This window comes from Natrinema sp. 1APR25-10V2 (genome assembly GCF_031626495.1).
In the GTDB taxonomy this organism is placed as follows: Archaea; Halobacteriota; Halobacteria; order Halobacteriales; family Natrialbaceae; genus Natrinema.
In genome coordinates, this window is record NZ_JAMQOJ010000001.1 from 167,419 (window position 1) to 183,332 (window position 15,914).

The window sequence follows — 15,914 nt, forward strand, 5'->3', positions numbered from 1 at the left end:
AAGTTCGAGCGACCCGTTACGTCTCGTCCTCGAGGAACGCCGTCACCCGATCGACGAAGTACGCCGGCCGTTCCTCGGGGAGCCAGTGGCCGGCGCGCTCGACGACCTCGCCGTCGACGTCGGTGGCGACTGCGTTCATATCCTTGATAGGGAGTTCGCGAAAGGAGGCCTCGCCGCCGAGCGCGAGAACGGGGATCTCGAGCGGCTCCTCGGCATGCTCCCGGTTGTGCTCGGCGTCGGTTTCGTAGGCGCGATAGTACTCGAAGCCGCCTCGCAGTCCACCGGCCTGCGAGTAACAGCGGACGTACTCGTCGCGGGCGTCGTCGTCGATCGCGGAAGGGTCGTAGGCGCCCTCGCCGTAGAACCAGTCGAGATAGAGCCGCTCCCGACCGGCGACCAGCCGCTCCGGGAGGTCGCGGACGCCGTGAAAGCGGGTGTGCCAGAGGTGTCGTTTCTCGTCCTCGTTGATGCCCGGCAGCCCGGCCTCGAGGACGACGAGCGCGCGCACCTCGTCGCGGTACTGGGCGGCGTACGCGTAGGCCGTCGGCATCCCCCAGTCGTGACCGACGAGCGCGATCGGTTCGTCACCGAATCCGAGCTCGTGGACCAGCGCTCGAACGTCGGTCGCGACGGTGTCCTTGTCGTAGCCCGAGACGGGCGTCTCGGAGTCACCCAGTCCACGGAGGTCGGGCGCGATGACGGTGTACTCCTCAGCTAAGTCCGGAATCACGTCCCGCCACTCGTACCACGTCTGTGGCCAGCCGTGGAGCAAGACCAGCGGCGGCCCGTCCCCGGCGGTCACGTAGTGCAGTTTGACGTCGTTGACGCGGGCTCGTCCGTGCTCGAGGACGTCAATTGCGACCATATCTCAATGGTGGCGCGCCGATGTATCAGTCTTCGTGAGACGGCGATCGAGGACGCCCGTTCGCACCAGAAGCGATCTTCGTTCGAGAGTTCGATCGTGCGACCGCACCAGCGGCGTACTCAGGCCCTCGAGTTTAGCCGCTGGGAGCCGTGTGAGACGGCACGATGGATGCCCGCTTCGACGGCCTGCTCGAGGAGCCGACGCGGAGCGTGGTCCTCGCCTGGCTCGTCACGGCAGTTCTCGTCGTCCTGGCGGTCGGACACGGACTCGTCGGCTCGTACCGCTGGTTCGTCCTCACCGGCTTCGCGGTCGTGATCGTGGTGCTACCGGCGGCCGCGTTTCGGGATCCGTGCGCGATGCCGCCGTGGCCGCTGCTCGTGTTGGTCTTGCTGCCGATCGCCGATGCGTCGGCGTTCGGTCAGTCGTTTCTGACCGCGATCGCCGTCTACGTGGCCGTCGCCGCGGTCGCGCTCGTGGCGACCGTCGAACTCGATCGCTTTACGGCGGTCCAAATGAGCCATTCCTTTTCGGTCGCGTTAGTCGTTCTCGTAACGCTGGCCGTCGCTGGCGGCTGGCACGTCGCCCAGTGGGCCACCGACGTAGCCGTCGGGACCGACTACCTCCTGAACGATCGATCACAGGACGCGGCCAACAGGATGCTGATGTACGACTTCGCCTATGCGGCCGTCGCTGGCCTGCTCGCGGGGATTACCTTCGATCGATACTTCCGATCGTACTCCGAGCGCGTCGCCGGTTCCCCGGTCGCGTCCCGGGAACCCGAGCAGAACTCCCGGTCGGTTCCGGATCCGGTACCACCCCTGATTCGCGACCGGTTGGACGCGCCCGACGCGCTCGTCAGGCAATTCTCGCAGATTATGCAGGCCGCCCTCGCTGCCCTCCTGCTGTTCGGACTGATCCGCGGGGATCTGACCACCGTCGTCAACGCCGGCGTCGCGCTGGGAATCACGTTCCTCCCCGCAGTCCTCGAGCGCGACGCGAAGTTGCCGCTCGAGCCGGGGCTCGTATTCTGGCTCACGGCGGCCGTTTTCCTCCACGCGATCGGCTCGGCCGGACTCTACGCGGTCGTCGGACAGTGGGACAGCCTGACGCACACGATTTCGGCGTCGATCGTCGCCGCGGCGGGCTACGCGGTCGTCCGGGCGATCGACCTCCACTCCGATGAGGTCCACCTGCCGACGCCGATGCTCTTCGCCTTCATCCTCGTCTTCGTCCTCGCGTTCGGCGTCCTCTGGGAGCTCCTCGAGTTCGCTATCGACGAGAGCGCGCAGTTGCTCGGGATGCAGGCGGTCGTCGCCCAGTACGGCCTCAGCGATACGATCGTCGACCTCGTCTACGACGGGTTCGGTGCCGTCGTCGCCGCGGTCTGGGGCTCGTTCTACCTCACGAGTCTCTCCCAGCGCATAGCGGGGCGTTTCGAGGGCCAACGGCAGTGAAGCCGGCGATAACGTGGGCGTTTACTCCGCCGCGTTAGTTAGCCGCTGTACCTCGTCGTCCGAAAGCGATAGCTGCGAGGCGGCGACGTTCGACTCGAGGTGGTCGGGATCGGACGTGCCCGGGATCGGGAGGATCACGTCCGAGCGCTCGAGCAGCCACGCCAGCGCGACCTGTCGCCGGGTGGCGTCGTGACCGTCGGCAATTTCGTCGAGGAGGTCGCCGTGTGCGTCCAGATCGTCGCCGTTGATCGGGGCCCACGGGATGAAGCCGATGTCGTGCTCGTCGCAGTACTCGAGGGCCTCGCGGCTGCCGCGGTCGTTCAGGTTGTACCGGTTCTGGACGGTCGCGACCTCGACGTGCTCGCGGGCGCGCTCGATGAGGTCGACCGAGACGTTGCTGAGTCCGACCTGGTCGACGAGCCCGTCGTCCTGGAGCTCGGCGAAGGCTTGCACGGAGTCCTCGAACCGCGTATCCCCGTCGGGTCGGTGGAACTGATAGAGGTCGATGGCGTCGGTCTGCAGCCGATCGAGCGAGGTGAGGACCTGGTTCCGGACGTAGTCGGGATCGCCGTGAGCGATCCAGTCGCCCTCGCGGTTACGCAGCAGGCCGGCCTTGGTCGCGACCAGTACGTCGTCGGGGTCGCCGATCGCCTCGCCGATGAGCCGCTCGCTGACGGCGGGGCCGTAGGAGTCGGCCGTGTCGATGAAATCCACGCCACAGTCGACGGCGTGTTCGACGACCGCGCGCGCGGTCTCCTCGTCGTCGGGCGCGCCGATAATGTCCTCGCCGCAGAGTCGCATCGCACCGAAGCCGAGCCGGTGGACGGTCCTGTCGCCGATCTCGAACGTGTCGCTCTCGTTGGTGATCGAGGTACTGCTCACGAGCGTAGTGACAGCCCCATCCCTCTTGAGGGATAGGCTTCCCGAACGAAATGCCGGTTCGCGGTCGCGGTTCAGGCAGTCGTTGCGGTCTGCCAGTTACTTCCGATGTCTGGTCGAGCGACTACGGGCCACCGACCGGCAGCGAAACAGTCGGTCCCTCAGGTCTTCTGTCCCCACCCTTCGGTACTCGAGGATCGATCACGGCCGCCCGCGAACTCATGAGGACTGACACCAATGCACACGATCTAATTGGCCGGCGATCGTAGATCCACCGTGGTTTCCCCTGGACAGATCTACGCCGCGGTCGTTATCGGCCTCCTGCTCGCCGCATTAGGGGTCTGTCTCCCGGTCCTCGGCGGTATTTTCCGGGACGGACTCGAGCGACGGCGCGACCGACGGCTCGAGGCGAACGACCCCGACCCTGGCGACGAGACAGGCGTCCGAACGTCGACTCCCCGACCCGAGGAGGACACGGCGGAGGGATCGACACTGACGTGCCGCCAGTGCGGAGCACCAAACGATCCGGCGTTTACGTACTGTTGGCGCTGTGTGGAGTTGATCTGATCGCTCGATCCGCTCGATTTCGAACCATGCCGAGACGATCCAATCGCTTCGCTCGCTGTTCGTGTGTTTCAGGGTCAAATGAACGCTTGCGTCACGATCGTGGATATCGGGACGGCGTGCGGAAATTACCTGCCTGGTGACGTAGTCCCTTACCAGTTCGGCCGGAGGGATTTCATCGCTCTCGTGCTACTAGCCGACGAACAGAGGCATGGTCACCCCGCTGTCGAATCGACCGGTTCTGGGTCGCGCCATTAGGCCGATCCTCGCCCTCGTGACCGTCACAACGGTCGGAATCATCGGATACGTGCTGCTCGCGGGGGTCGGGCTGATGGAGGCGACGTTTTGGCTCGTCGATTTGACGAGCGTCGAGTTGCACTTTCAGGACCATGACGGTCCCGAGCGGGCGACGAAGGCCTTCGCGGTCGCGGTGCGGATCGGGGTCATCCTCTCGAGCCTCTGGATCGGCGAGACGGTCCTTTCGGCGGCATTCGGCGGTCAGATTACGGAGGAACTCAAACACATGCAAACGGAACGACGGATCGACGACCTCTCGGACCACGTCATCATCTGCGGGTACGGAATCTTCGGGCGCACCCTCGCCGCGCAACTACGTGAGGACGGCCACGACGTCGTGGTGATCGAATTCGACCAAGCCGAATTCGACCGCATCGGTGACGAGACGCTCGCCATCCGTGGTGACGCTCGCCGCGAGGACGTCCTCGAGCGCGCTAACGTCGCGGCGGCGGCGGCTATCGTCGGAGCCATCGACGACTCGAACACGAACATCCAAATCGCTATCACGATGAGTCAATTCTCGCCGAACCTGCAGGTGATCGTCCGCGTTGGCGACGAAATGTACGAGTCCGTCGCTCGGCGCGCCGGTGCTGACGAGGTCGTCATTCCCGAAGTCCTCAGCGGCGATACCGTCAGTGAATGGCTCTGATCCCACGGACAGCCTCACAGGCCACAAGAAATCTCGACGGGTCTCCGTACCGGATGGAAGCGAAGCTCTTCCCCGATTCAGATCCGATCGGATGGCTGTCTGCTGTCTCGAGTTTACTCGCAGCAGAACTGTCGTCTCTCGGTTTTGAACCGAAGTCAGGCGCACTCATTTCGTTACGCGCGTCTGACAGTCTCGAAACCGTTCGGCGTCGTTTCCCCGGCTACCCACTTCGTCGCAGTCTCAAAATATGCCGCCTCCCGAATTTGAACCGGGAAACACACCGCGAAAATACTGTGCCGTCGTGCGGTTTCGTGCTTCGTTTGCGTTTCGGAGTCAACAAATGACGAAGAAACGCTCGAACCCATCTCGCCCATCGAGCAACAGGAAATGTACGCCGATGCGCGCAAGCGCGAGGTATCACAACCAACTCTCGACGTGATCACTCCCGTCTCGAGTACTTCATCCGGTGGTGTGAGAACGTCGAAGGCCTCGACGTCGACCGGGGCGCGGTCCAGTACTGGCGGCGGGGCCAACGCAAATCCCCTGGGCGAGCCGTCTCAGTCGTCAATACCGTGGTAGACCTCTGCGGTGAGGTCCCTGTCGTAGAGGTCGAGTTCCGCCACCGTCGACGATGGTTCCTGACCCGCCGCGAACGCGATCGCACGCGCAACCTCTTCGGCGGCCAGAACGTCCCCCGGGTCAGCCACCGCCGAGAACGGTTCTCCGTCGACGGTGATGTCGGTCAGGGTATCCCCCGGGTTCACGACGGAGACTCCCACGCCGTTTTCCCCCTCTCGGGCTTCGAGACTCAGGGCGAACCCACGGGTCCACCACTTCGTCGCTGCGTACGTCGCCAACCGCGGGTCGGGGTGTTTCGCGGAATCGCTCCCGACGAAAACGATCGTACCGTTGCTCTCGCGGAGGTGTGGCAGGGCCGCCCGGGCGGTGTAGAACATCCCGTCGATGTTGACGGCGCGCATGGACTGGTACTCCTCGATCGGCATCTCTTCGAGGCGGTCCGCGCGCCGAAGGATGCCCGCGTTGTTGACAACGAGGTCCAAGCCGTCGAACACGTCGACGGTCTCTGCGACCATCTCCGCCACAGCGTCCGGGTCGGTGACGTCTGTCGTGACGACGAGCGCGTCCGAACCGTACTCTGCCCGCAGTCGGTCCGCGAGGGCCCGCAATCGTTCCGTGCGACGGGCCGCGAGCGCGACGCGGACGCCCTTCTTCGCGAGTTCGAACGCGGTCGCTTTCCCGATACCGGAACTGGCGCCAGTGACGAGGGCGCGTTTGCCCTCCAGGTCAAATCCTGTGTCAGTCATAGCAACCAGTAGGTAACAGTGCGGATTTAGGGGTGCTGGTCTCGACGGTCCCGACCGTCGAGTTCAGGTCACAGCACCTCTCAGAGTGCGAACGGTAGTCGAACGAACTCGCGATGCTGCGCCCCTGGCCGAGTTCAAAGCGAACGCGAGCGATGTCACTACTCACGTTGTTCGCAGGAAAATGCCGCCTCCCGGATTGTGAACTACGCCCGAGAACCTGCTCGCTTCGCTCGCAGCACCTCGGTCTAGTTCAAATCCGCTCGGATCGCACACTCGCGGCTCACGAAGTTGTTCGCCGCGAGAAGTGCCGCCTCCCGGATTTGAACCGGGGACAGCTCGATCTTCAGTCGAGTGCTCTCCCAGTCTGAGCTAAGGCGGCCTACTCCCCTCTCCGCCCATGATATAAAAAAGGATTTCGAATCGGAATCGTCGTTCCCGTCCCCTTACAGGAATTCCATCGTCGGTTCGACCTGGTCACCCCGTGACGAGTAACAGCGTGCATACCGTCACGTCTTCTCACGTAAGATACGCGAACAACGTATTATACACCGAATACGGTAGTGCCCGCCGACGATTACTGCCTGTCTGTTAGATTATCGGATATTCAAGACACCCTTTTGCGCCCTGGGGGGTAATATCGTGTTATGGAAGCTCTTACCTCGAGCCAGGCAGCCCAAGAGCTGTCAGCTGATACGATCCTCGAGTTACTGGCCAACAGGCGGCGGCGCTACCTGCTCTATGCACTCCGTGGACAGGAAGATCCGATCGAACTGTCGACGCTCGCCGAGACAGTCGCCGGCTGGGAACACGACGTCCCGCCGGACGAGGTCGCGAAAAACGAGTACAAGAGCGTCTACGTCTCTTCGGTCCAGTGTCACGTCCCGAAGCTGGACGACGCCGGCGTCGTCGACCACGACGAGGACAACCATACCGTCGTCCTCGCGGACAACTTCGACCAGCTCGAGCCGTATCTCCGGATCGTCGTCAAGGACGAGCCGGAGAACTCGACGCTCCACGCTGCCCTCCAGACGGAACCGGGCGACGGTCTGCTCGGCCAGATTCGGGAAAACGTCGCACGACTCAAGCAGTGACTACGACCGGCCTCGAAACGAAGACCGCGCATAGTGTTTGATTAGTCCGAACTGTCGGGCTCGAGGATCCGAATTGCGGTTGTTTCAGTTCCCGCCAGTGGCGCTCGGTTAGCCCCTCGAGTTGCCTCTCTGGCTCGAGATCGCGTATCGACCGTGTACATGGGGAGGGAAACGCGGCCGCGACAGCAGGAGCGGGCTCGGGCGGGTTCGAACCACCTAAACGTCGCTCGCGTGCGCTCGCTCGTTCCGTAGCTCGAACCGCCCTCTCGTCACATCGCTGTCGCTCACGTAATGTTCGCGACAGCAGAAATGGGCTCGGGCGGGTTCGAACCACGGTCGCAGCAAAACTGCTCCCTGATTAGAACCCGTCCTCGTGTACATTTCTGTGACTCGCTATCGTTCGTCCCAGAAATGGGCTCGGGCGGGTTCGAACCACCGACCTCGGCCTTGTAAAGGCCGCGTCATGACCAGCTAGACCACGAGCCCGCATTCGGCTGGAGTGCCCCCGTCCGAATAACCTTTACCTTCTCGCGATGGAGGAATCATGCATGGCACTCGAGCGCGTATGGAAGTCTCTTCTCGTCATTGCGATCGTCGGACTCGGCGGCGTCGTCCTCGTACAGGCCGGATTCGTGTCGCCTCCGTGGGGACCCGACGACGGGACTGCTCGCGTCGTCGACAACGAGTCCGACGACGATCCCAAGGCCGTCATCGACGTCGAAATTGCTGACTCCCGGCAGGAACGCTACACCGGGCTGAGCAACCACGAATCGCTCGAGTCGGGCAACGGGATGCTGTTCGTCTTCGAGCAAGAGGGGGAGCGGACGTTCGTGATGCGGGAGATGGACTTCCCGATCGACATCATCTACATCGGTGCCGACCACGAGATCACGTCGATCCATCACGCCCGCGCGCCCGATCCCAACGAGGACGGGAACGATCTCAAATACCCCGGTCGTGGGAAGTGGGTCCTCGAAGTCCCGCGCGGCTACACGAACGAGACGGGGATCGAGGTCGGCGACCACGTCGAGATCGACCTCGAGTCGAACCAGACGATCGTCGCCGAAACGGGTGCGAGCCTCTCGTCCGAAGGCGTCGCAACGGCCGCTCCCCCGTCCGAATCCGTCGCCGGTCGCGCGACCTATTTCGATTCGTAGGTAATTCTTATTGCCGGCGACCCCTGAGCCCCGGGCAATGAGTAGCGCCGAGTTGGACGAGGACGATCCGTTCGAGGAGCAGCGCGAGGAGGTCGAGAATCCGATGAAGCGCCTGTTCCTCGAGTACGGGTCGAACTATCTGGGCGCGGCGACCCTCGGCGTGATCGCGAGCATCGCCGCCCGGATTCTCGACCTGCTCCCGGCATTGATGCTGGGGGTCGCGATCGACGCCGTCATCCGACAGGAGATCGGCTACGTCGAGGCCTTTCCGATCGGTGGAGGCCTGATCGCGCCGTACGTCCCCGAGGCGCGGATGGGCCAGTTCTGGCTGACCATCGGGATCATCGCGAGCGCGTTTTCACTCTCGGCGATCTTCCACTGGACCCGCAACTGGGGATTCAACACGTTCGCGCAGAACGTCCAGCACGACGTCCGGACCGACACGTACGATGAGATGCAGCGGCTGCACATGGGATTCTTCGCCGACAAGCAGACCGGCGAGATGATGTCGATCCTCTCGAACGACGTCAACCGCCTCGAGAAGTTCCTCAACGACGGGATGAACTCCATGTTCAGGCTGCTCGTGATGGTGCTCGGGATCGGCGGCCTGTTGGTGGCGATCAACTGGCAGCTGGCACTGGTCGCCTTGCTGCCGGTACCGCTGATCGCCCTCTTCACGTACTTTTTCATCAAGACGATCCAGCCCAAATACGCCGCCGTGCGCTCGACCGTCGGCAAGGTCAACTCCCGGCTCGAGAACAACCTCGGCGGCATCCAGGTCATCAAGTCCAGTACGACCGAGTCCTACGAGTCCGACCGGGTCGAAGACGTCTCACAGGAGTACTTCGACGCGAACTGGGGGGCGATCCGCACCCGGATCAAGTTCTTCCCCGGTCTGCGCGTCCTCGCCGGAATCGGCTTCGTCATCACCTTCCTCGTCGGCGGGCTCTGGGTCATCGGCGGTCCGCCGGGCCCGTTCTCGGGCGAATTGAGCACCGGGATGTTCGTCGTCTTCATTCTCTACACGCAGCGGTTCATCTGGCCGATGGCCCAGTTCGGACAGATAATCAATATGTACCAGCGCGCCCGCGCCTCGAGCGCCCGCATTTTCGGCCTGATGGACCAGCCGAACCGGGTCGGCGAGGACCCGGACGCGCCCGACCTCGAGGTCACCGAAGGGAGCGTCGAATACGACGACGTCTCGTTCGGCTACGACGAAGACGAACCGATCATCCGGAACGTCGACGTCACCGTCGACGGCGGCGAGACGGTCGCTCTGGTCGGCCCGACCGGGGCCGGCAAGTCGACGGTCCTCAAACTCCTCTTGCGGATGTACGACGTCGACGAGGGGGCGATCCGTATCGACGGACAGGACATCCAGCACGTCACGCTCCAGAGCCTGCGCGAGTCGCTGGGGTACGTCAGTCAGGACACGTTCCTCTTCTACGGCAGCGTCGCGGAGAACATCACCTACGGGACCTTCGACGCCGACCGCGAGGACGTGATCGAGGCCGCGAAGATGGCCGAGGCCCACGAGTTCATCCAGAACCTGCCCGAGGGCTACGACACCGAGGTCGGCGAGCGCGGCGTCAAGCTCTCGGGCGGCCAGCGCCAGCGGATCTCGATCGCTCGCGCGATCCTGCGGGATCCCGACATCCTCCTGCTCGACGAGGCGACCAGTGACGTGGACACAGAGACGGAGATGCTCATCCAGCGCTCGATCGACGACCTCGCCGCGGACCGGACCACGTTCGCCATCGCCCACCGGCTCTCGACGATCAAGGACGCCGATCTGGTCCTCGTCCTCGAGGGCGGCGAGGTCGTCGAGCGCGGAACCCACGAGGAACTACTGGAAAACGACGGACTCTACTCGCACCTCTGGGGCGTGCAGGCCGGCGAGATCGACGAACTGCCACAGGAATTCATCGAACGAGCCCAGCGCCGGCAGGCGCGGACGGAAGTCGGCGGCGACGACGACTGAGCGGCGTCTGTTCGTTCCGCTCAGAACGATTCCTGCTCGCGCTGGTCGTCCTGATCCGGCGCGCCCTCGTCCTGTCTGTTTTCGCCCGCTGCGGGCGGCGTGCGGTCGCTGTAGTTCTTCCGCCCGATGGCCTCGTCGCTCACCATCGTCATGATCGCCCCCTCGAGTTCGCCGTAGTCCTGATACTCGTCTTCCCCCAGCGGGCCGATGATGCCCTCGAGCGTCGTCGTCTCGCCGCTCATCTCGATCTCCTCGTCGCCGTATTGTTCGAGCAACTCGTCGTGGCCGATCGGATACTCCTCGCTCTCGAGGTCGTCTTGCAGGTCGCCGAGTTCGACGCCCTGTTCGCGACTGTCGTCTGGCATACTCGAGTCTTCGTGACGGTGCACAAACGGGTTCGCCCTGCGCTCGCCACGAGGTGGCGGACCGGCGGTCCGAGAGCCGTCGAGTCGGTCCGACGGCGGCTACCGCGGGTTTCATGCCCGCGCGGTCGGCATACTCTCGCATGGATCTCTCCGACGCGACGTGGACCGACGTGCGCGACCTCGAGACGGACCTCGCGGTCGTCCCCGTCGGGAGTACGGAACAGCACGGCCCCCACGCGCCCCTCGGGACGGACGTTCTGACCGCCGAGGCGGTCGCCGACGCCGGGATCGAGCGCATCGATCGCGAGGTCGTGCGCGCGCCGGCGATTCCGGTCGGGATCGCCGAGGAACACCGCCAGTTTCCCGGAACCATGTGGGTCTCGGAGAACACGTTCCGGGACTACGTCGGCGAGGCCGTCGAGAGTCTCGCACACCACGGCTTCGATCGCGTCGTCGTCGTCAACGGCCACGGCGGCAACGTCGACGCGCTGCGAGAAGTCGGCGGCCGCCTCACCCGAGACGGCGACGCCTACGTCGTCCCGTTCACCTGGTTCGAGGGCGTCGGCGAGCACACCGCCGACATGGGCCACGGCGGCCCGCTCGAGACGGCGCTCCTGCGCCACTGCACACCCGACCTCGTCCGCGAGGAGCGGATCGACGATGCCCGCGCGGGTGCGGCCGACGGCTGGGGCGACTGGACGAGCTACGTCAACCTGGCTTACGACGCGGCGGAGTTCACGGAAAACGGAGTCGTCGGCGATCCGAGCGACGGCGACGCCGAGCGGGGGGCGGAACTGCTCGAGCTAGCGGCCGACGCGCTGGTGCGACTGCTCGAGACGGTCGCGGAGCGGGACGTGTCGCGGCCCGAGCGTCGCTAAGCTCGAGCGGTACGGCCTGCGCGGCCGGTGTTGCTCATTCCTCGTCTTCTTCGTCGTCCGTGGCGTCGTCGGTATCATCCGCGTCCGCTGGCCCGGCACCTTCGAGCGTGCCGCGAAGCGCCGGGATCGTCGACGTGAGTTCGCTCACCTGCTCGCCCGCCTCTGAGATGTCGGTGATCGCGTCCTCGAGGTCGGCGATCTCCTCCTCTAAGTCGTCGGCGTCGTCGAAGGCGTCGGCGCGCTGGCCCATAGTGAACCACTTCTTGGCGTCGCGGAGGTGGTCCTCCGCGTCGCCGGCGTCCAGCGCGGAGTTGAGACCGTTGAGGACGCCCAACACGTTGTCGGCGTCGGCATCCCAGACGTCGTCGGCGCCCGGCAGCGCCGCCCAGGCGTCCGCGAGCGAGGCCTCGACGTCCTCGCGCATCTCGTTGGCCGCTTCCCCGAACAGTTCGTCGTCGTCGCCGAACGTGGCTTGGCTCATGTCATCGCCTTTGCGGGCACCGGGGTTAAAAGATCGCCCGAAAGTGAAAGTGAAACCCGTCGGAAGCGGCTCGATATCGGTCGAACGCCGAACGGATTCCGAAAGGGAGGTCCTCCGACTGCGACCGTCGCCGACCGCGACCGACGGCGTCTCCCGGTCCGACGCGGTGAGCGTTTCGACCGAACCCGATTACCGGGACCACAAAGCATATTCCGCACCCTTCCCACTCGCCGCATAGGTCGGTGAACAGCGGGTAGGGGTACTCGCAGTTTCTGTTCACCGCTTTATCAGCCGTCGAGCGGCGCACAGACACTACTCGTCGGCGGGCGATCCGATAGCGGCCCGCCTCCGAGCGGCTCGTCGTCGCGCCGTCACTCCCGGACCGACTCGAGGCGCATCAGCGGATAGCCGTCCACCATTTCCATGCTGGTGACGACCTCGCAGCCCTCGTAGTCGACGACGATTTCGACCTCGAGGAACCGGCCCGTTAGCTCGGTGTAGTCGGCCGTCGACTCGGTGAGTTCGGCCTCGAGGGCGTCGCGTTGGACCTCGACGGTGACGTCCGTACAGTGGGGCTGGTTCTCGATCGATTCCTCCATAGCGGTCTCGAGGCTCGCGGCGCTGTCGGGCGAGAGCGGCGTGCCGGCGAACTGGTGGTAGAGCGAGCCGAACTTGATGCCGGCCTCGAAGCAGGCGTTTTCGGCATCGGTTGGCGTTTCGTCTGTCGGCATGCGTGGGTGGTCTCGGGCGGGCGGGAAGGCGATTGCGATGAGAGGGAGCCGGCGGAGATCTCGTTCCCGTCTCGGGCAGTAATCCGTCGTCGTAGTGAACCGGGTGGGCTCTCTGCTATCGTAGACACAGGGAATCGCCACGCCCTCCCCAGCCGATTCGTTCGCGCCGTTCGGCGCTCACTCATCCACTGTCAGAGCGAGCTCTGACAAGCCTTCGTTCACTCCGTTCACGAAGACCTCGCACGGGATCATCGGTACCCCTCACTCGCGTTCGGACTGCCGACAGCGCGCGCCACCGCGTGTGGCCCGGCAATCGGCAACGAGCCGTGAGGTGTCGTCCCTCTCCGAGAGCCGCGTGCCACCACTGACCTCGCTCCGGGCGAGACCGCATGGTACTTATCGGCGCTGGTCTTCACACCGAACGAATGGCACAGTCAGTCCTGCTCACGGGGGCTGCGGGGCGGGTCGGAGAGGCCATCCTCGACGGCCTCGCGGACGACCACGAGTGGCGGTTGCTGGACCGCGATCCGCCGACGGAGGAGCAACCGGGCGAGTTCGTCGTCGCGGACATTACCGACGTCGAGGCCGTCCGCGAGGCGATGGCGGGTATCGACGTCGTGGTCCACCTCGCGGGCGACCCGCGACCGGAAGCGCCGTGGAACAGCGTCCTGACCAACAACATCGACGGCACGCAGACGGTCTTCGAAGCCGCCGTCGACGCCGGCGTCGAGAAAGTCGTTTTCGCCTCGTCGAACCACGCCGTCGGCAACTACGAGACCGACGAGCGCACGCCCGATATGTACCGCACGCACGACGAGTACCGGCTCGACGGGACCGAACTCCCCCGGCCGAGCAACCTCTACGGCGTCTCGAAGGCCGCCGGCGAGACCTTGGGACGGTACTATCACGACGAGCACGACCTCTCGGTCGTCTGCGTCCGCATCGGGAATCTCACGCAGGGCCACCCGCCAATCGACTACGAGCGCGGCCAGGCAATGTGGCTCTCCTATCGGGACTGTGCACACCTGTTCGACCGCTGTATCCGCGCCGACTACGAGTACGAGATCGTCTACGGCATCTCCGACAACGACCGCAAGTACTACTCGATAGAGCGCGCCCGCGACGTGCTGGGCTACGACCCGCAGGACAACTCCGCGAACTACGACGGCGAGGAACGGGTCGTCGAACCTGACGTCTGAGCGCGCTGCTGTCGCCCGATATCCGCCGCTCCCTCTCTCGAGAGCCGGCAACCGATTCCGACGAGCCGCGTCCTTTTGTCGCTCGGAGTGGCACCTGCCCCCATGGAGTACACCACGCTCGGTAACACTGGGATGACGGTCAGCCGCATCTGTCTCGGCTGTATGAGCTTCGGCACGGGACGAGAATGGATGCTCGACCCCGACGAGAGTCGGGAACTCATCGACCGCGCGATCGATCTCGGGATCAACTTCTTCGATACCGCGAACGTCTACTCCACGGGCGAGTCAGAGGAAATTCTGGGCGACGCACTCGAGGGGTACGACCGCGACTCACAGGTCGTCGCGACGAAGGTCTTCGCCGAGATGGACCCCGACAATCCGAACGCGAGCGGACTCTCGCGGAAGGCCATCGAGCAGGAGCTCGCGGCCAGTCTCGATCGGCTGGGAATGGACACGATCGACCTCTACCAGACCCACCGCTGGGACTACGAGACGCCGGTCGACGAGACCCTGCGAGCGCTCGACGACGCGGTCCGGCGCGGCCAGGTCCGCTACATCGGCACCTCCTCGATGTGGGCCCACCAGTTCGCCGAGGCCTTGCAGACCAGCGACTCGCTGGGGCTCGAGCGCTTCGCAACGATGCAAAACCACTACAACGTCCTCTACCGCGAGGAGGAGCGCGAGATGTTACCGCTTTGTGAGAAGGAAGACGTCGGCGTCATCCCGTGGTCGCCGCTGGCCCGCGGCGTCGCGGCCCGGCCCCACGAGGAGATCGAGTCGACCACGCGCGGCCAGACCGACCAGTACCTCGAGCAGATGTCCTACCTCCAGGGCGGCGGCGAGGCGATCAACGAGCGGATTCAGGAGGTCGCGAACGACAAGGGCGTTTCGATGGCCCAGATCTCACTCGCCTGGCTGCTCCACAAGGACTGGGTCGACGCGCCCATCGTCGGCACGACCAGCGTCGAACACTTAGAGGACGCCGTGGAGGCGCTCGAGATCGACCTCTCCGATTCGGAACTGGAGTACCTCGAGGAGCCCTACGAGCCGCTGCCGGTCGCGGGTCACGAGTAAGCTCTCCCGCCGCAGCCGGCGCCCCTACAGCAGATCGGTTTCGCGCAAGACCTCGGCGACGTGCTCGAGGTGCGCTGTGTGTTCTTCGCCCTCGAGTCCCTGATACATCGTCGTGATCGAGAGGTAGTCCGCGCCGAGGTCGCGCCAGGCCTGGGCGCGGTCGATCCAGTCGTCCTCCTCGTCGGGGACGGCGTACATCCGGCCGCCGAGGCCGATCTCGTCGGGGTCGCGACCGGCTTCTTCGGCGTACTCGGCGAGGTCCGAGAGGTGTTCTTCTGCCTCCTCGCCCGGCTGGAACTGGGGTAACCAGCCATCCGCGAGGCGGGCGACCCGGCGCTTGACCGGCTCGGCCATCCCACCCATCCAGAGGGGGATCGGCTGCTGGACCGGCAGCGGCCGGATGCCGGCGTCGGGGATCTCGTGGAACTCGCCCTCGAACTCCACGAGTTCGTCGGTCCACAGGTTCCGGAGCACCTCGACCTGTTCCTCGATGCGCCGACCGCGTTTCGAAAAGTCTTCGCCCAGCGCGACGTACTCGGGTTCGTTCCAGCCGACGCCGACGCCCAGGCGGAACCGGCCGTCGGTAAAGCGGTCGACCTGTGCGGCCTGCTTCGCGACGAGCGCGGTCTGGCGCTGCGGCAGGACGAGAATGCCGGTCATGAACGCCAGCTCGTCGGTCTGGCCCGCAAGATAGGAGTACGTCGTCAGCGGCTCGTGGAACGTGCTCTCGTAATCGTAGGGGCCGTCCCACCCCTCGCGGTCTGGGTTCACGCCGAGGACGTGATCGTACGCGACGACGTGTTCGTACCCGGAGTCGTCGACTCGCTGTGCGTAGTCGGCGAGCGTCTCCGGGTCGTGTCCGATCTCGAGTTGCGGGAGCACGGTACCGATTTCCATACCCCCGCGTTCGAGCGGATCGGACTT

The 15,914-nt window shown here is 64.8% G+C and carries 16 protein-coding genes and 2 tRNA genes; 9 read left to right on the forward strand and 9 right to left on the reverse strand.

Going from position 1 to position 15,914, the window contains the following annotated elements; translation table 11 throughout:
* Window positions 1-16: 16 nt before the first annotated feature.
* Window positions 17-865 (reverse strand): alpha/beta hydrolase, encoded by an 849-nt coding sequence (locus NDO75_RS00855; protein WP_310904199.1) that lies wholly within the window; start codon window positions 863-865, stop codon window positions 17-19.
* Between the two features lie 164 nt (window positions 866-1,029).
* Here NDO75_RS00855 and NDO75_RS00860 point away from each other — a divergent pair, with 164 nt between their 5' ends.
* Window positions 1,030-2,319, forward strand: coding sequence for a hypothetical protein (locus tag NDO75_RS00860; protein ID WP_310904200.1), 1,290 nt, complete (start codon window positions 1,030-1,032; stop codon window positions 2,317-2,319).
* Between the two features lie 21 nt (window positions 2,320-2,340).
* Here NDO75_RS00860 and NDO75_RS00865 read toward each other — a convergent pair whose 3' ends face one another.
* The gene (locus NDO75_RS00865; RefSeq protein ID WP_310904201.1) at window positions 2,341-3,201 is read right to left on the reverse strand and encodes an aldo/keto reductase; all 861 of its coding nucleotides are present in this window, start codon (window positions 3,199-3,201) and stop codon (window positions 2,341-2,343) included.
* 273 nt (window positions 3,202-3,474) lie between these two features.
* Here NDO75_RS00865 and NDO75_RS00870 point away from each other — a divergent pair, with 273 nt between their 5' ends.
* On the forward strand, window positions 3,475-3,765 hold the full coding sequence (locus tag NDO75_RS00870) for a zinc ribbon domain-containing protein (RefSeq protein ID WP_310904203.1): 291 nt from the start codon (window positions 3,475-3,477) through the stop codon (window positions 3,763-3,765).
* A gap of 208 nt (window positions 3,766-3,973) precedes the next feature.
* Window positions 3,974-4,708, forward strand: a complete 735-nt coding sequence (locus NDO75_RS00875) for an NAD-binding protein (protein WP_310904205.1) — start codon at window positions 3,974-3,976, stop codon at window positions 4,706-4,708.
* A 557-nt stretch (window positions 4,709-5,265) separates the two neighbouring features.
* Here NDO75_RS00875 and NDO75_RS00880 read toward each other — a convergent pair.
* On the reverse strand, window positions 5,266-6,033 hold the full coding sequence (locus NDO75_RS00880) for an SDR family oxidoreductase (RefSeq protein ID WP_310904206.1): 768 nt from the start codon (window positions 6,031-6,033) through the stop codon (window positions 5,266-5,268).
* Window positions 6,034-6,338: 305 nt separating this feature from the next.
* Window positions 6,339-6,412 (reverse strand) — tRNA-Phe (locus NDO75_RS00885).
* A gap of 265 nt (window positions 6,413-6,677) precedes the next feature.
* On the opposite strand from NDO75_RS00885, the gene NDO75_RS00890 reads away from it, so the two are divergent.
* Entirely contained in the window at window positions 6,678-7,124 is a 447-nt protein-coding gene (locus NDO75_RS00890) for a hypothetical protein (RefSeq protein WP_310904207.1), read from the forward strand.
* Between the two features lie 412 nt (window positions 7,125-7,536).
* On the opposite strand, the gene NDO75_RS00895 is transcribed toward NDO75_RS00890, so the two are convergent.
* A tRNA-Val gene (locus NDO75_RS00895) sits at window positions 7,537-7,610 on the reverse strand.
* A 62-nt stretch (window positions 7,611-7,672) separates the two neighbouring features.
* Here NDO75_RS00895 and NDO75_RS00900 point away from each other — a divergent pair.
* Together NDO75_RS00900 and NDO75_RS00905 are read left to right on the forward strand one after the other, a co-directional pair.
* Entirely contained in the window at window positions 7,673-8,281 is a 609-nt protein-coding gene (locus NDO75_RS00900; protein ID WP_310904208.1) for a DUF192 domain-containing protein, read from the forward strand.
* Window positions 8,282-8,318: 37 nt separating this feature from the next.
* Complete coding sequence (locus NDO75_RS00905; RefSeq protein WP_310904209.1) at window positions 8,319-10,262, forward strand: ABC transporter ATP-binding protein; 1,944 nt, start codon at window positions 8,319-8,321, stop codon at window positions 10,260-10,262.
* 20 nt (window positions 10,263-10,282) lie between these two features.
* Here NDO75_RS00905 and NDO75_RS00910 read toward each other — a convergent pair whose 3' ends face one another.
* The gene (locus tag NDO75_RS00910) at window positions 10,283-10,627 is read right to left on the reverse strand and encodes a hypothetical protein (RefSeq protein ID WP_310904211.1); all 345 of its coding nucleotides are present in this window, start codon (window positions 10,625-10,627) and stop codon (window positions 10,283-10,285) included.
* Between the two features lie 140 nt (window positions 10,628-10,767).
* Between NDO75_RS00910 and NDO75_RS00915 the strand changes: the two genes are divergently transcribed.
* A complete protein-coding gene (locus NDO75_RS00915) occupies window positions 10,768-11,505 on the forward strand; it encodes a creatininase family protein (protein WP_310904212.1) in 738 nt (245 codons plus the stop codon).
* A 34-nt stretch (window positions 11,506-11,539) separates the two neighbouring features.
* Here NDO75_RS00915 and NDO75_RS00920 read toward each other — a convergent pair whose 3' ends face one another.
* On the reverse strand, window positions 11,540-11,986 hold the full coding sequence (locus NDO75_RS00920; protein WP_310904213.1) for a DUF5790 family protein: 447 nt from the start codon (window positions 11,984-11,986) through the stop codon (window positions 11,540-11,542).
* A gap of 371 nt (window positions 11,987-12,357) precedes the next feature.
* Window positions 12,358-12,717: a dihydroneopterin aldolase family protein gene (locus tag NDO75_RS00925; RefSeq protein ID WP_310904214.1), complete on the reverse strand. Its 360-nt coding sequence runs from the start codon at window positions 12,715-12,717 to the stop codon at window positions 12,358-12,360.
* Between the two features lie 425 nt (window positions 12,718-13,142).
* Between NDO75_RS00925 and azf the strand changes: the two genes are divergently transcribed.
* On the forward strand, window positions 13,143-13,916 hold the full coding sequence (azf, locus tag NDO75_RS00930; protein ID WP_310904215.1) for an NAD-dependent glucose-6-phosphate dehydrogenase Azf: 774 nt from the start codon (window positions 13,143-13,145) through the stop codon (window positions 13,914-13,916).
* A 102-nt stretch (window positions 13,917-14,018) separates the two neighbouring features.
* A complete protein-coding gene (locus NDO75_RS00935; protein ID WP_310904216.1) occupies window positions 14,019-14,990 on the forward strand; it encodes an aldo/keto reductase in 972 nt (323 codons plus the stop codon).
* A gap of 24 nt (window positions 14,991-15,014) precedes the next feature.
* Here the strand turns inward: NDO75_RS00935 and NDO75_RS00940 are convergent, their stop codons facing one another.
* Window positions 15,015-15,887, reverse strand: coding sequence for an LLM class F420-dependent oxidoreductase (locus NDO75_RS00940; protein ID WP_310904218.1), 873 nt, complete (start codon window positions 15,885-15,887; stop codon window positions 15,015-15,017).
* Between the last annotated feature and the right edge of the window lie 27 nt (window positions 15,888-15,914).

What these genes read in the sequence shown, in the direction of transcription:
- NDO75_RS00855 (WP_310904199.1), bottom strand. Translation starts at nt 865, where the DNA reads ATGGTCGCAATTGACGTCCTCGAGCACGGACGAGCCCGCGTCAACGAC.
- NDO75_RS00860 (WP_310904200.1), top strand. Translation starts at nt 1,030, where the DNA reads ATGGATGCCCGCTTCGACGGCCTGCTCGAGGAGCCGACGCGGAGCGTG.
- NDO75_RS00875 (WP_310904205.1), top strand. Translation starts at nt 3,974, where the DNA reads ATGGTCACCCCGCTGTCGAATCGACCGGTTCTGGGTCGCGCCATTAGG.
- NDO75_RS00880 (WP_310904206.1), bottom strand. Translation starts at nt 6,033, where the DNA reads ATGACTGACACAGGATTTGACCTGGAGGGCAAACGCGCCCTCGTCACT.
- NDO75_RS00890 (WP_310904207.1), top strand. Translation starts at nt 6,678, where the DNA reads ATGGAAGCTCTTACCTCGAGCCAGGCAGCCCAAGAGCTGTCAGCTGAT.
- NDO75_RS00900 (WP_310904208.1), top strand. Translation starts at nt 7,673, where the DNA reads ATGGCACTCGAGCGCGTATGGAAGTCTCTTCTCGTCATTGCGATCGTC.
- NDO75_RS00905 (WP_310904209.1), top strand. Translation starts at nt 8,319, where the DNA reads ATGAGTAGCGCCGAGTTGGACGAGGACGATCCGTTCGAGGAGCAGCGC.
- NDO75_RS00910 (WP_310904211.1), bottom strand. Translation starts at nt 10,627, where the DNA reads ATGCCAGACGACAGTCGCGAACAGGGCGTCGAACTCGGCGACCTGCAA.
- NDO75_RS00915 (WP_310904212.1), top strand. Translation starts at nt 10,768, where the DNA reads ATGGATCTCTCCGACGCGACGTGGACCGACGTGCGCGACCTCGAGACG.
- NDO75_RS00920 (WP_310904213.1), bottom strand. Translation starts at nt 11,986, where the DNA reads ATGAGCCAAGCCACGTTCGGCGACGACGACGAACTGTTCGGGGAAGCG.
- NDO75_RS00925 (WP_310904214.1), bottom strand. Translation starts at nt 12,717, where the DNA reads ATGCCGACAGACGAAACGCCAACCGATGCCGAAAACGCCTGCTTCGAG.
- azf (WP_310904215.1), top strand. Translation starts at nt 13,143, where the DNA reads ATGGCACAGTCAGTCCTGCTCACGGGGGCTGCGGGGCGGGTCGGAGAG.
- NDO75_RS00935 (WP_310904216.1), top strand. Translation starts at nt 14,019, where the DNA reads ATGGAGTACACCACGCTCGGTAACACTGGGATGACGGTCAGCCGCATC.
- NDO75_RS00940 (WP_310904218.1), bottom strand. Translation starts at nt 15,887, where the DNA reads ATGGAAATCGGTACCGTGCTCCCGCAACTCGAGATCGGACACGACCCG.